Origin of the sequence: Frateuria sp. GZRe12, assembly GCF_051900535.1 — a bacterium.
Lineage (GTDB): Bacteria > Pseudomonadota > Gammaproteobacteria > Xanthomonadales > Rhodanobacteraceae > Frateuria_A.
Window position 1 is genome coordinate 355,724 of the sequence record NZ_JBHZGI010000002.1, and the last position, 13,019, is coordinate 368,742.

General features: G+C 68.6%; 12 protein-coding genes and 1 tRNA gene. 11 read left to right on the forward strand and 2 right to left on the reverse strand.

Going from position 1 to position 13,019, the window contains the following annotated elements; genetic code table 11:
- The first annotated feature begins 5 nt into the window (after positions 1 to 5).
- From rsmB to ACFWZ4_RS07410, 3 genes are all read left to right on the forward strand, one after another.
- The gene (rsmB, locus tag ACFWZ4_RS07400) at positions 6 to 1,301 is read left to right on the forward strand and encodes a 16S rRNA (cytosine(967)-C(5))-methyltransferase RsmB (protein WP_439704079.1); all 1,296 of its coding nucleotides are present in this window, start codon (positions 6 to 8) and stop codon (positions 1,299 to 1,301) included.
- Positions 1,302 to 1,362: 61 nt separating this feature from the next.
- Positions 1,363 to 3,084 carry an ArnT family glycosyltransferase gene (locus tag ACFWZ4_RS07405; protein WP_439704080.1) on the forward strand — a complete coding sequence of 574 codons (1,722 nt, stop codon included), beginning with the start codon at positions 1,363 to 1,365 and terminating at the stop codon, positions 3,082 to 3,084.
- Positions 3,081 to 4,388, forward strand: a complete 1,308-nt coding sequence (locus tag ACFWZ4_RS07410) for an O-antigen ligase family protein (RefSeq protein ID WP_439704081.1) — start codon at positions 3,081 to 3,083, stop codon at positions 4,386 to 4,388. Before ACFWZ4_RS07405 ends, ACFWZ4_RS07410 begins: the two co-directional genes overlap by 4 nt.
- On the opposite strand, the gene ACFWZ4_RS07415 is transcribed toward ACFWZ4_RS07410, so the two are convergent.
- Positions 4,351 to 5,118 (reverse strand): glycosyltransferase family 2 protein, encoded by a 768-nt coding sequence (locus tag ACFWZ4_RS07415; protein ID WP_439704082.1) that lies wholly within the window; start codon positions 5,116 to 5,118, stop codon positions 4,351 to 4,353. The two genes, ACFWZ4_RS07410 and ACFWZ4_RS07415, sit on opposite strands and share 38 nt — an antisense overlap.
- A gap of 62 nt (positions 5,119 to 5,180) precedes the next feature.
- Here ACFWZ4_RS07415 and ACFWZ4_RS07420 point away from each other — a divergent pair, with 62 nt between their 5' ends.
- From ACFWZ4_RS07420 to ACFWZ4_RS07430, 3 genes are all read left to right on the forward strand, one after another.
- The gene (locus ACFWZ4_RS07420) at positions 5,181 to 6,224 is read left to right on the forward strand and encodes a CDP-glycerol glycerophosphotransferase family protein (RefSeq protein ID WP_439704083.1); all 1,044 of its coding nucleotides are present in this window, start codon (positions 5,181 to 5,183) and stop codon (positions 6,222 to 6,224) included.
- A gap of 73 nt (positions 6,225 to 6,297) precedes the next feature.
- A complete protein-coding gene (locus ACFWZ4_RS07425) occupies positions 6,298 to 8,004 on the forward strand; it encodes an ArnT family glycosyltransferase (RefSeq protein ID WP_439704084.1) in 1,707 nt (568 codons plus the stop codon).
- Positions 8,001 to 8,315, forward strand: coding sequence for a tetratricopeptide repeat protein (locus tag ACFWZ4_RS07430; RefSeq protein WP_439704085.1), 315 nt, complete (start codon positions 8,001 to 8,003; stop codon positions 8,313 to 8,315). The genes ACFWZ4_RS07425 and ACFWZ4_RS07430 overlap by 4 nt, the downstream gene beginning before the upstream one ends.
- Positions 8,316 to 8,420: 105 nt before the next feature.
- On the opposite strand, the gene ACFWZ4_RS07435 is transcribed toward ACFWZ4_RS07430, so the two are convergent.
- Complete coding sequence (locus ACFWZ4_RS07435; protein ID WP_439704086.1) at positions 8,421 to 9,308, reverse strand: LpxL/LpxP family acyltransferase; 888 nt, start codon at positions 9,306 to 9,308, stop codon at positions 8,421 to 8,423.
- A gap of 135 nt (positions 9,309 to 9,443) precedes the next feature.
- Here ACFWZ4_RS07435 and dtd point away from each other — a divergent pair, with 135 nt between their 5' ends.
- The 5 genes from dtd (at position 9,444) to ACFWZ4_RS07460 (ending at position 13,015) form a co-directional block, all read left to right on the forward strand.
- Positions 9,444 to 9,887: a D-aminoacyl-tRNA deacylase gene (dtd, locus tag ACFWZ4_RS07440; RefSeq protein WP_439704087.1), complete on the forward strand. Its 444-nt coding sequence runs from the start codon at positions 9,444 to 9,446 to the stop codon at positions 9,885 to 9,887.
- A 164-nt stretch (positions 9,888 to 10,051) separates the two neighbouring features.
- Positions 10,052 to 11,917: an RNA polymerase sigma factor RpoD gene (gene rpoD, locus ACFWZ4_RS07445; RefSeq protein ID WP_439704088.1), complete on the forward strand. Its 1,866-nt coding sequence runs from the start codon at positions 10,052 to 10,054 to the stop codon at positions 11,915 to 11,917.
- 235 nt (positions 11,918 to 12,152) lie between these two features.
- Positions 12,153 to 12,228: transfer RNA gene (locus ACFWZ4_RS07450), tRNA-Ile, on the forward strand.
- 15 nt (positions 12,229 to 12,243) lie between these two features.
- Complete coding sequence (locus ACFWZ4_RS07455) at positions 12,244 to 12,675, forward strand: hypothetical protein (protein ID WP_439704089.1); 432 nt, start codon at positions 12,244 to 12,246, stop codon at positions 12,673 to 12,675.
- Positions 12,668 to 13,015: a helix-turn-helix domain-containing protein gene (locus ACFWZ4_RS07460; protein WP_439704090.1), complete on the forward strand. Its 348-nt coding sequence runs from the start codon at positions 12,668 to 12,670 to the stop codon at positions 13,013 to 13,015. Before ACFWZ4_RS07455 ends, ACFWZ4_RS07460 begins: the two co-directional genes overlap by 8 nt.
- The last annotated feature ends 4 nt before the right edge of the window (positions 13,016 to 13,019 follow it).

Sequence of the window (13,019 nt, forward strand, 5' to 3'; positions counted from 1 at the left end):
TGGCGATGACCGACACCCGCGCCCTTGCCGCCACGGCGCTGGCGGACATCGCCTTGCGCGGCGCCTCGCTGCGTGAGGCGATGGAGCGCCACGCTCCGAAACTCCCCGACCCACGCGACCGCGCCCTGCTGATGGCGCTGCTCAGCGAAGGCGCGCGCTGGTGGCTGCGATTCGATCCCGCGCTCGACCGCCTGCTGGCCCAGCCGCTGCGCCGCAAGGAGCCGCAGGTTCACGCGCTGCTGGTGCTCGGACTGGTGCAACTGGAGATCCTCCAGTTGCAGGATTACGCCGCGGTCGCGGCCACCGTCGAGGCCACCCGCGCGCTCAAGCGCCCGCGCCTCGCCGGGCTGGTCAATGCCGTGCTGCGCCGCTGGCAACGCGAGCGCACCGACCTGCTGGCCGTGCTCGACGCCGCGCCGCCGACCCGCCACGCGCACCCACTGTGGCTGGCCGCCGCGATCGCCCGCGACTGGCCGGCCCAGATCGATGCCGTGCTGGCCGCCGACAACCTCGAGCCACCGCTCATGCTGCGCGCCAACCGTCGCCGCACCACGCGCGAGGCGCTGCTCGAACGCCTCCACGCGGACGGCCAGACGGCCGAACTTCATCCGTGGCTTGCCGACGCGATCGTGCTGCCCCACAGCGGCGACGTCACACGCCTGCCCGGCTTCGCCGAAGGCCTGTTCGCGGTTCAGGACGGCGCCGCCCAGGTCGCCGCCGATCTGCTCGATGCCCGCCCCGGCCAACGCGTGCTCGATGCCTGCGCCGCGCCCGGCGGCAAGGCCTGCCACCTGCTCGAGCGTAGCGACCTGGCGTTGACCGCGCTGGATTCGGATCCCGCCCGCCTGCGCCGGATCGGCCAGAACCTGGACCGGCTCGGCCTGCATGCCGCGCTCCTGGCCGGCGATGCCGCCGCGCCGGAGGCCTGGTGGGACGGCCAACCCTACGACCGCATCCTCATCGACGCGCCCTGCTCGGCTACCGGCGTGCTGCGCCGCCGGCCGGACGTACGGCTGCACCGGCGCGAGAGCGACATCCCAACGCTGGCCGCCCTGCAGCAACGCATCCTCGGCGCGCTGTGGCCTCTGCTCAAGCCGGGCGGGAAGCTGGTTTACGCGACCTGCTCGCTGCTGCGCGCGGAAAACGAAGCGGCGGTGCAGTCCCTGCTCGCCACCGCCGCGGACGCGCGCCCACTGCCATTTGCCTTGCCGACGGGCCAGGCCGCCGCGGTCGGCTGGCAGATCCTGCCCGGCGATGGCGACCTGGACGGCATGTACTATGCCGTCCTCGTAAAGCAGTAACGGCTCAGCACACGGTAAGCCCAGCCCGGTTACAACGTTTGCTGTTCCGCACGGATCGCCCATGGCCCCTCCCCACGCCAGCCCACTCGACCGCCGCCGCTTCTGGCTGCTCATGCTGATCGCCCTGGTGGTGATCGGCGCCGGCATCGGCATGCGCGATCCTTGGCCGTCCGACGAGCCGCGTTTCACGCTGGCGGCCAAGCAGATGGTCGAAGGCGGCGACTGGATGTTTCCGCACCGCGGCAGCGAGCTGTATGCCGACAAGCCGCCGGTGCTGATGTGGACCGAGGCGGTGAGTTTCGAAATCGCGCGCAACTGGCGCATTGCGTTCCTGTTGCCCTCGCTGCTCGCCGCGCTCGGCTCGCTGGCCCTGATCTACGACCTGGGCCGTCGGCTGTGGAACCGGCAGGCGGGGTTGTACGCGGCGGCCGGCCTGTTGCTGGCGTTCCAGTTCGTCTATCAGGTCAAGCGCGCGCAGATCGACCCGCTGGTGATGTTCCTGATCACCGCCGGCAACTGGGGTTTGCTCCGGCACATGCTGCTGGGCCCGAACTGGCGTGCGTACTGGCTGGGCTGCTTCTGTGCCGGGCTGGGCGTGATCACCAAAGGCGTCGGCTTCCTGCCGCTTCTTTTGTTCATCCCCTACGCCTTCGCGCTGCGCGGGTGGGACGGCGTGGCGCGAATGGGCCGCGGCCAGGCGATGCGCTGGTGGCTGGGTCTGCTTGCCGTGCTGGCGGCGATTGCCCTGTGGCTCGTCCCGATGCTGCTGGCCGCGCGCGCGCATCCGGAAAACCCCGCCTACGCCGCCTACGTGCGCGACATCCTGTTCCACCAGACCGCCGACCGCTACGCCAACTCGTGGGGTCACATCCACTCGCCGCTCTACTACCTGCCGATCGTGCTGTTCAGCTGGTTGCCGCTGTCGCTGACCTACCCGGGCACGCTGCCCCGCTGGTGGCGCGCGCTGAAAGCGAAGGACGCGCGGTTGATGCTGCCGCTGGCGTGGGTGGCGCTGGTGCTGGTGTTCTTCTCGATTCCCGCCGGCAAGCGCGACGTCTACATCCTGCCGACGCTGCCGATGGTCGCGCTGGCCAGCGCGCCGTTCATCGGCGAGTTGCTGCAGACGCGCTGGTTGCGGGCCGCGGGTCTCGCGTTCACCGCGTTGTTCGGCACGCTGCTGCTGGTGGTGGGCGCATACGCGCTCATCGCGCATCCGCCGGCCGCCGCGCAATGGGCGGCGCGCCGCGGATTCGACGGTGGCGCACAGGCGCTGTTCGGCTGGCTTGCGGCGATCGGCGCGGTGCAGTTGGCGCTGGTGGCAGCGCTGCGGCTGCGCGGCGCGGCATGGGCGGTCTGCGGCGGCATGGCAGCATTGTGGCTGGGCTGGAGCGTAGGCATCGCGCCTCAACTCAACGACTCGAGTTCCGCCGCGGGGCTGATGGCCAAGGTGCGCGCGCAGCTGGGTCCGGCCGATGAGGTCGGCCTGGTCGCCTGGAAGGAACAGAACCTGCTCATGCTCGACCGTCCGGCAAAGGATTTCGGCTTCACCCAGCCGTGGACGCGGCAATACGACGACGCGGTCGCCTGGCAGGCCACCGATCCGGCGCATCGCTGGTTGTTCGTGCAGGAGCCTGCGATGGGCGCTTGCGTGCATCGCGACCGCGCCATCGACCTGGGCCACGCCAACCGCCGCGAGTGGTGGTTGTTCAAGGCTGATGCGGTGATTCCCGGTTGCGTGCCCGACCCCTCGGCCGAGGCCGCCGACGCCAAGGTGCCCGAATGAGCGCGCGCAGTCCCGACATGGCGGTGATCCACCAGGAACACGTGCGACCCGTCTGGCAGGCCTGGCCGGCCTGGGCGCTTTCGGCGCTGGTGGCGCTGATGCCGCTGTCCTTCTCGGTCGAACCGGACATCAAGGCGCTGCCGGCGGCGCTGCTGTTCTTCTGCGGGCTGGGCGTGCTGTGGCGCGCGCCGGTGCGCCAGGGCTACCGCGCTGCGGCGGCGGTGGTGATCCCTTCGGTGCTGCTGATCGCGCTGGACGTGGCCAACGTGCTTTGGCACGGCCTGGGCTGGCGGCCGCTGGACCACGCCGCGCACGTGCTGTTGTACGTGGTGGTGGCCGCGGTGTTCGCGCGGCAGCTGTGCATGACCCTGGTGTGGTTGACTTTCAGCCTGACCGCCATCGGCCTGGGCGCGGTCTGCCTGGTGCAGCATTACTGGCTGCACGTGGGGCGCGCCTACGGCCTCAACGGCGGTGGTTCGAGCGCGATCGAATGCGCCACGTTGCTGCTCGGGCTGGCGCTGTTGGCGTTGGTGCAACTGCTGCGCGCCCGGCCCGGCAGCTGGCGCTGGTGGCTGCACGGTGGCGGCATGGCGTTCGGCATGTATGGCGCGTTGCTGACGCAGAGCCGTGGCCCGTTGCTGGCCTTCGTGCCGGCGTTCCTGCTGGTGCTGCTGGTGCAGGCCCGGCGCACCCGGCGCTGGCGCTGGAGCCTGGCGCTCGGCGTAACCGTGTGCCTCGGTGGCGCGATCGCCACCGCCACGCTGCACGGGGCCATGCTGGGACGCTTTACCACGATCCAGCAGGAGGTTGCCGGCTTCGACCAGGGCGACCCGGACGGGTCGGTGGGCGAGCGGCTGGAAATGTGGCGCACCGCATTGCGCGCGTTCGGCGAGCACCCGCTGACCGGCATCGGCGTGGACCGGTATGCGGATTATGTGCAGGCCGAGATCGCCGCCGGCCGCAGCGACCCGACGATCGCCCGCTACAACCAGCCGCACAACGAATACCTGCGCGCCCTGGCGACCGGCGGCCTGCCGCTGCTGCTGGCGGTGCTGGCGGTGTTCGTACTGGCGCTGCGCTACTTCGCGCGCTGGACGCGCGATGCCGACGACACGGTCGCGGCGACCGCCACGGCCGGGCTGGCGATCGTCGTGCTCTACCTGCTGTGCGCACTGGGCGAGAGCGTGTTCTACCGCGTGATGTCGCAGTCGTTCTTCTTCTTCCTGGTGCTCGGGCTCGCGCTCAGGGTAGGCTACCTGATCCGCGTCAGGGGCGATAACCCCGATCCAGCAACCACAGCTTGATCGCCTTGCGCCGGACATATTCCACGCGCACCAGCGCGTAGAGCAGGCCGCGCCAGCCGTCCAGGAAGCCGCCGCGCAGCACGTAGCCGCGCACGAATCGCCACCACGGGTTGAGCAGGATGTGCCGCAGCTTCGCCCGCTTGCCGCGCGCGTGCTGGTACTCGGCCATCATCTGCGCGTAGCGCTCCTGCTTGGCCAGTTGCTCGGAGAGCGAGCGGTACGGGTGATGCTGGAGGTTTCCGGCCAGCGTCTTCCGTGGCCCATCGAGGCTGACCGCCTCATGGATTTCCCGCTCGCCGCGCCAACCGCCACGACGCCGGTCGAACAGCCGCAGCACGCGGTCCGGGTAGGCGTTGCCGTGGCGCAGGAAGGCGCCGAAATATTCGGACAACCGCGCGAACCGGTAGCCGGCCGCGCCAGGGAATCCGCGATCGCGCGCCGCTTCGATGCTCGCCCGCAAAGTGGCATCGACGCGCTCGTCGGCGTCCAGGCACAGCACCCAGTCGTGCCGCGCCTGTTCCACCGCGAAGGCCTTCTGGCTGCGGAAGCCGTCGAACGGCCGCTCGATCACACGTGCACCATGCGCCTGGGCGCGTGCGCGGGTGTCGTCGGAGGAACCCGAATCGACCACCACCACCTCGTCGCAGAACGCCAGCGAGGCCAGGCAATCGTCGATGCGATCGGCCTCGTTGAAGGTGATGATGCAGGCGGAGATCGGGGTGCGGCTCATCCGGAAACCGGCGCGGGAACGGTGGCGGCATAATGCCAGCTTGTGCCTGCCTGATGCCCACCATGGATTCGTGCCTGCTGTTCGCCACCGAGCTTTATGCGCTGCCGATCCTGCGCCCACTGGCCGCGGCGGCGCAGCGCGCGGGCCAGCGCGTGGGTTGGGTGGTGCCCGAATCGGTGGCCGGCTACCTGCGCGCGGACGAGGCGCGGCTGCGCTCGGCGCGCGCGGTGCGGGCTCTGGCGCCGCAAGCGGTGTTCTGCGCCGCCAACTGGGTAGCGCCTTCCTTGCCTGGGGCCAAGGTGCAGGTCTTCCACGGTTTCAACGCGGAAAAGCGCGAGCCCGATCGCGGCCACTTCCGCCTGCGCGGGTTCTTCGACCTCTATTGCACGCAAGGCCCTGCGACCACCGCGCCGTTCGAGGCGCTGGCGCGCGAGCAGCGCTATTTCGCGGTGGCCGAAACCGGCTGGCCCAAGCTCGATCCGCTGTTCGCGCCGGCGCCGGACGCGCCCTCGCTGCGTCCCGAAGACGGCAAGCCGGTGGTGATGTACGCGGCCACCTTTACCGAGTCGCTGAGCTCCGCGCGCGCGATGGTCGACACCCTTCGCATGCTGACCGCGCGCGGTGACCGCCATTGGCTGCTCACCCTGCATCCGAAATGCGACGCCGAACTCATCGCCCACTATCGAAGCCTGGAAGGCCCGTTCGCGCGCTTCTACGAATCGGACCGGCTGCTGGACATGCTGCGCGCCGCCGACGTGCTGGTCTGCGACACCTCGTCGGTCATCGACGAGTTCGCGGTGCAGTTGAAGCCGGTGGTCACGCTGCGCAATCGGCGACCCAAGCCGTTCATGCTCGACGTGGCCGAGCCCTCGCAGGTGGATGCGGCGATCGACACCGCGCTGTCCCGTCCGGCGGCGCTGATGCAGGCGCTGGCCGACCATGCCGCCGCCATCCACCCTTACCGCGATGGCCTCTCCAGCGAGCGGGTGCTGGCCGCCACCGACCGCCTGCTCACCGGCGGCTACGGCCGGCTTGCGCGCAAGCCGTTGAATCTGTGGCGGCGCTGGCAGGCTTCACGCGACGTGCGCGCGCTGCTGCCCGACTGACGCGCCAGCGCACACGGGCGTCCACGGCGAACAGGCTAAACTTCCGTCCCTTCCCGCCGACGACTTCCCGCCCGTGCCGCCCAACGCCTACAGCCGAACCGAACACCTGCGCGCCCTCTGGCCCTGGCTGCCGTTGTGGGCGCTGGCCGCGCTGCTGGCGATCTTCTCGCACGGGCCGATGCCGCTGTATTCGACCCGCACGCTGGCGGTGGCCTGGGAAATGTGGAGCCACGGCCATTGGCTGGTGCCCTACAACAACGGCGCGCCCTACAGCGAAAAGGCGCCGCTCCTGTTCTGGATGATCCATGCCGGCTGGTTCGCCTTCGGGGTCAGCGACGTCTGGCCGCGCGTGCTGGAGGTGATCTTCGGCGGCAGCCAGCTGGTGCTGATCGCGGCGCTGGCGCGGCGGCTGTTCCCGGACCGCCCTTGGGTAGCACGTGCCGCGCCGTGGATGCTGCTGGCGTTGGCGTATGCGTTCCTGTTCGGCCTGCAGATCATGTACGACGTGCTGCTGGCCGTGTGGTCGCTGGCCGCGCTGTTGTGCCTGACGCGCACGCGCACGCGGGATGAACCGCGCTGGTGGCTGTTCGGCATCTGCCTCGGGTTGGGGCTGCTCACCAAGGGACCCGTGATGGCTCTGCACGTGGTGTTCCCGTGGCTGCTCGGCCCGCTGTGGAACGACTGGGCGAACCAGCATCGCGCGCGCTGGTACGGCCGCGGCCTGCTCGCCTTCGGTCTCGGCTTTGCCATGCTGCTGGCGTGGGCGCTGCCTGCCGGATTCAGCGGCGGCGAGGCGTATCGGCAGCGGCTGTTCTTCACCCAGACCGCCGGCCGCGTGGTGAACGCGTTCGACCACGCCCGCCCGATGTGGTGGTACGTGCTGGCGCTGCCACTGCTGATGTTCCCGTTCAGCGGCTGGCCGCGCGCCTGGGTGGCGCTGGCGATGTTGCGCCGCCCGCTGGACGCCGGCGTGCGCTTCGCGCTGTGCTGGGTGGTGCCGGTGTTTATCACCTTCTCGCTGATCAGCGGCAAGCAGCTGTACTACCCGCTGCCGGAATTCGCCGGTGCCGTGCTGCTGCTGGCCGGCGCCATCGCATTGCTGCGCGAGCGGCGGCCCGAGCTGGCCTACAACCGTTGGCTGGGCACCTGGCCGCTCGCCGTGGGCGGCATCGTCTTCGGCGTGTTCCTGTTCGTGCTGCCCTGGCTGGTCGCCAGCGGGCGGCTGCACGGTGAATGGTTCGACACCACCGCCGGCTACAGCCGGTTCTTCGCCGTGGTGTTCCTGCTGCTCGGTGCGCTGCTGCTGTTGCGCGGTCGCGGCGAGATGCGCCGCCTGGCCTTCGCCGGCCTGCTCGGCACGCTGGCGATCAATACGCTGTTCACCCTGACCTTGTGGCCGCGCTACGACCTCACGCCGGCGACCCGGCTGCTGGGCGCGGCGGACGCGCAGAATCGATCGATCGGCTACGCCGGCGTGTACGAGGGCCAGTTCCATTTCGCCGGGCGGTTGGACCATCCGATAACGGAGCTGCACGGGGACGAGGCCATTGCCGCCTTCGCGCGCGCCCACCCCAACGGCCTGATCGTGACCCATCCGGACAAGCTCGACGCGGCCGCGCTGCGCTATCCGCTGCTCGCGCAGCCGTTCCGCTCCTCCTGGGTGGTGATCTGGCCGGCCACATCCCTGGCCGACCTGCGCGCCGGCCACCGTCCGCCCGAACCGGCCCAGCCCACGCGGGTCTTCCCCAATCCCGACGGCCGCTCGCGGCAGTTGCCGTGAACCTCGCGCTGATCGCCGGCCTGCGGGCGCAGTGCGGCGGCCCGCGCGATGGCGCCCTGTTGCGCTTCTCGCTGGGCAACGCGTTGCTGGGCGAGGGACGGGCGGCCGAGGCGGTCGAGGAGCTGCGCCGGGCGCTGGTTTTCGATCCGGCCTATTCGGCTGCGTGGAAGCTGCTCGGCAAGGCCTGCCTGGCGATGGAAGACCGCGCCGGCGCCGCCGAAGCCTGGCGTCAGGGCATCGCCGCGGCCAGCCAGCGCGGCGACAAGCAGGCGGAGAAGGAAATGGCCGTGTTCCTGCGGCGTCTCGCGTAAGGCGGCCTTTCGACCGACTTTTCCATAAACGGGTTGGATTGAAGCCCATTCTGCTGCCGCCTCTCGCGGCCTGAGCGTTCCCCCATGAACGGGCAAAGGAAACGCTCAGCCGCGCTTGTAGGGATTGGGCAGCCCGTGCCCCGACCAGCGCCGGTAATGCCACTGGTACTGCACGAAGGCGCGCTCCACGCAGCTTTCCACGCCGCGGTTGAGCGCCGCGCAGGCGCGGTGCGGGTCGGCGTCGTCCAGTCCCTCGGGCGCCGGCAACAGATGGATGCGGAACCCCTCCCCGCGCGGCAGCCGGTCGGCAAAGGCAAACAGCACCGTCGCGCCGGTGCGCGCTGCCAGGCGCGGTAGCAGCACCATGGTCAGCGCATCGCGTCCGTAGAACGGCGCCGCCTCGCCCTCGCCGGCACGCGGCTTCTGGTCGGGCAGGATTCCGATCGTGCCGCCCGCGGCCAGGCGCTTGTACAGCGTGCGCACGCCCGCGCCCTCGGCGCGCACCTGCTCGGGCGCCAGCGCGCCACGCACGCGGCGCAGCAGGGGCTCGATCGCGGCCAGCCGCGGCGGACGGTACAGGATCGCCATCGGCATGCGGCTGCACAACCAGTAGTTGAGCAGTTCCCAGCAACCCAGGTGCGGCGCGGCGATGACCACGCCCTTGCCCCTGGCCACTGCCGCGTCCAGCAGTTCGCCGCCGCGCACCTCGCGCACCAGCCCCAGCATCTTTTCCGGGCCCGCGCCCCAGACCTTGACGATTTCGGTGATCGACTTGCCGCCTTCGGCCATGACCTGGCGCAGCAGCGCGGCATGGACGGACCGATCCAGCCCGGGCCGGGCGATCGACAGGTTGACCGTGGTGTCGTGCGCGGTGCGTCCGCGCACCCACAACGACAGCCGCCCCAGGCCCGCGCCCGCGGCATGGAGCAGCCGCAGCGGGAGCAACCCGAACAGGCGCAGCAGGAGATAGAGCACGTAGATGTCGGGGCGCATGGAGGACTGCCGCTTGCCGCGCCTTCCGGCGCAAGGTAAAGGGAACGCCGGCCCTGCCGTTAAGCGCAGGACCGGAGACGCTCCACCGTTTTTGCCTATTCTTGCAGGGACGCCCTGCCGACGCCTGCCGCCCCCATGATCAGCCTCATCCAGCGCGTGGTTAGTGCCAGCGTCGACGTCGACGGCGTGACCGTGGGCGCGATCGGCCCGGGCCTGCTCGCCCTGGTGGCGGTCCAGCCGGACGACGGCGAGGCCCAGGTCCGTCGCATGCTGGAGAGGTTGCTGGGTTACCGCGTCTTCGCCGACGCGGCCGGGCGGATGAACCGCTCGTTGGCCGACACCGGCGGCGGCCTGCTGCTGGTGAGCCAGTTCACGCTGGCCGCCGACACACGGTCGGGGATGCGTCCCAGTTTCACGAGTGCCGCCCCGCCCGAGCACGGCCGGCGCTGGTTCGAGCGGTTGGTGGAACTGGCCCGCGCCACGCACGGGGGAGGGGTGGAAATCGGGCGCTTCGGCGCCCACATGGAGGTCAGGCTCGTCAACGACGGCCCGGTCACCTTCTGGCTGGAAGTGCCCTGACCGGATCCCCAACGACTCGATGGCATACGACACGCGATGTCCCACGCAAACGCCGATCTGGCGCGATTTTTGCGTGTAGGGCACGCGAAATTTTTCCCTTTAAAACTGGTCAAAAAAGCGCCACATCGCTATACTGATCGGTTCCTGCATCTGCGGCGGTAGGTATGAACAACAAAGCTCCCGAGCAACAGTCCGAAATCAAGGCGCTCATTTCCAAGGGCCTGGAACAGGGCTACCTGACCTACGCGGAGATCAACGACCACCTGCCCGACGACATCGTCGACCCGGAGCAGATCGAAGACATCATGGCGGTGCTCAAGGGCGTCGGCATCGAAGTGCACGACGCCGCCCCGGACGCGGACCCGCTGGCCGACAACGCTCCCGGCAACGGCACCGACGACGAGGCCGCCGCCGAGGAAGCGGTCGCCCTGCTCTCGGCCGTCGACGCCGAAGTGGGCCGCACCACCGACCCGGTGCGCATGTACATGCGCGAGATGGGCACGGTGGAGCTCCTCACCCGCGAGGGCGAGATCGCCATCGCCAAGCGCATCGAGGAAGGCCTGGGGCAGGTGCAGACCGCGCTGGCCAGTTTCCCGCTGACGATCGAGCTGCTGCTGGAGGAATACGACCAGCACCTGGACGGCAAGCGCCGCCTGTCCGAGATCCTGGCCGGCTTCGCCGACCTCGAGCTGCTGGCCGACCAGGCCCGCGAGGAGGCCGAGGAAGCGGCCGCCAACGGCGAGGTTGCCGAGGACGAGGGCGACGAGGAAGACGAGGAAGAGACCGCCGAAGAGGAAGAGGCCGGCCCGACCGGTCCGGACCCGGAAGAGGTCAAGCGCCGCATGGAATTGCTGCGCGACTACTACGGCAAGTTCCAGAAGGCCGCGCCCAAGGCCGCCGGCATCACCGACAAGAAGATCGTCAAGCTGCGCGACCAGATGGCCGAGGAGTTCCTGAAACTCAAGCTGCCGTCCGCGCTGATCGACAGCTTCGTGCGCAAGCTGCGCGAAGTGGTGGGCGACATCCGCCACCACGAGCGCGTGCTGATGGAGATCTTCATCAAGCAGGTGAAGATGCCCAAGGCCGAATTCCTCAAGGCGTTCCCGAGCAACGAGGGCAACGTGGAATGGGCGGCCGAGCTCGGCCGCAAGCGCCAGAAGTGGTCGCCCAACATCAAGAACCACCGCGAATCGATCGACGCCGAACAGGAGAAGCTCGCCGCGATCGAGAAGAAGCTGTTCCTGCCGCTGACCGACATCAAGGAAATCAACCGCGCGATGTCGATCGGCGAGGCCAAGGCCCGCCGCGCCAAGAAAGAGATGGTCGAGGCGAACCTGCGCCTGGTGATCTCCATCGCCAAGAAGTACACCAACCGCGGCCTGCAGTTCCTGGACCTGATCCAGGAGGGCAACATCGGCCTGATGAAGGCGGTCGACAAGTTCGAATACCGCCGCGGTTACAAGTTCTCAACCTATGCCACCTGGTGGATCCGCCAGGCGATCACCCGCTCGATCGCCGACCAGGCACGCACCATCCGCATCCCGGTGCACATGATCGAGACGATCAACAAGTTGAACCGCATCTCCCGCCAGATGCTCCAGCAGTTCGGCCGCGAGCCGACGCCGGAGGAGCTGGCCAAGGAGATGGAGATGCCCGAGGACAAGATCCGCAAGGTGCTCAAGATCGCCAAGGAACCCATCTCGATGGAGACCCCGATCGGCGACGACGAGGACTCGCATCTGGGCGACTTCATCGAGGACACCAACGCCTCCTCGCCGATCGAGTCGGCCACCGAGACGGGCCTGATGGAAACCGTGCGCGACGTCCTCGCCGGCCTCACCCCGCGGGAAGCGAAGGTGCTGCGCATGCGCTTCGGCATCGACATGAACACCGACCACACCCTGGAGGAAGTCGGCAAGCAGTTCGACGTCACCCGCGAGCGCATCCGCCAGATCGAAGCCAAGGCGCTGCGCAAGCTGCGCCACCCGAGCCGCTCGGAGCAGCTGCGCTCGTTCCTCGACCTGGAGTAAGCGCAGGTCTCACGCACCATCACGACGCCCGCCTCGCGCGGGCGTCGTCGTTTCCACCCGACCCTCTTCGCCCCCGCCTGGAAGTCACGCGTGGGCGATTCTTCGCCACTGGCCGCGCCTCGATGAGAGCACGGCCCCCAAGAATGCGCCTGCAAGAGTGGCGACGCGCGTTGGCGCGGGTGCGGGCTGCCGGTACCATGCACCACCGCCCTGCGTCCTGCAGGTGCACCCCGGCGGGCCTATAGCTCAATGGTTAGAGCAGGGGACTCATAATCCCTTGGTTCCAGGTTCGAGTCCTGGTGGGCCCACCACCCTGGTCCGTATCGATGGCCCATGTTGTTCGTTTGAGCAAAACGTGGCCGTTTGGTCACTTTTTGCTTCAGTTGAAGCAATACCTGTCCACCTCTGACCCGTGCATATGGCGGCGGGCATTTCTTGTGGTACGCTTTTCGTACCTTCCTTGTGGGGAAAGCTTACCTATGGAAAGTAGGCAGGCGGACATAGAAAAGCTTCTCAGGGATTTCTGGGAGGAGCGAGCGATCTCGTTGGAGGGTGAACCGTGCTCCATTGAAGAGCTGGGCGCGCCTTTAGATTCGATCACCTCCTTAGAGGCGATCATGGAGATCGACAAACTGCTCAACCGTAAGCTCCCGGTCGACCAGATCATCCGAAAAGGTGGCTACTCGGACGTCGACGACTTCGTATCGAGCGTTTGCAGCAAGGTGCTCGAGGTGATCTCGGAGACCGACAATGGGTGAAAGTGAAGCCAGTCGGGTAGCGATCGCTCAGCGTCTTCGCGAATCTCGTGAGTACGTCGGGCTGTCCCAAGATGAAGTGGCATCGGCCCTTGGCCTCTCGCGGCCGGCGGTGACGAATATTGAGAACGGTAGCCGGAAAGTCGAGGCGACCGAACTGCATCACTTAGCTCGTCTATATCGTCGAACGGTCGACTACCTACTCACCGGCATGCGGACTCCGGCCGCGGAACCTGCCCAACTGGCATTCCTTGCGCGTGCCGTGAGGGGGCTTTCGGAGCGAGATCTCGGCGAGGTCGCCCGCTTCGCCGAGTTCCTCAAGCATGGCAAGCGGTCGGACTGAGCAC

Coding starts and splice junctions, on each gene's coding strand:
- dtd (WP_439704087.1), top strand. CDS start 9,444: ATGATCAGCCTCATCCAGCGCGTGGTTAGTGCCAGCGTCGACGTCGAC.
- ACFWZ4_RS07455 (WP_439704089.1), top strand. CDS start 12,244: ATGGCCCATGTTGTTCGTTTGAGCAAAACGTGGCCGTTTGGTCACTTT.
- rpoD (WP_439704088.1), top strand. CDS start 10,052: ATGAACAACAAAGCTCCCGAGCAACAGTCCGAAATCAAGGCGCTCATT.
- ACFWZ4_RS07420 (WP_439704083.1), top strand. CDS start 5,181: ATGGATTCGTGCCTGCTGTTCGCCACCGAGCTTTATGCGCTGCCGATC.
- ACFWZ4_RS07405 (WP_439704080.1), top strand. CDS start 1,363: ATGGCCCCTCCCCACGCCAGCCCACTCGACCGCCGCCGCTTCTGGCTG.
- rsmB (WP_439704079.1), top strand. CDS start 6: ATGACCGACACCCGCGCCCTTGCCGCCACGGCGCTGGCGGACATCGCC.
- ACFWZ4_RS07415 (WP_439704082.1), bottom strand. CDS start 5,118: ATGAGCCGCACCCCGATCTCCGCCTGCATCATCACCTTCAACGAGGCC.
- ACFWZ4_RS07435 (WP_439704086.1), bottom strand. CDS start 9,308: ATGCGCCCCGACATCTACGTGCTCTATCTCCTGCTGCGCCTGTTCGGG.
- ACFWZ4_RS07410 (WP_439704081.1), top strand. CDS start 3,081: ATGAGCGCGCGCAGTCCCGACATGGCGGTGATCCACCAGGAACACGTG.
- ACFWZ4_RS07460 (WP_439704090.1), top strand. CDS start 12,668: ATGGGTGAAAGTGAAGCCAGTCGGGTAGCGATCGCTCAGCGTCTTCGC.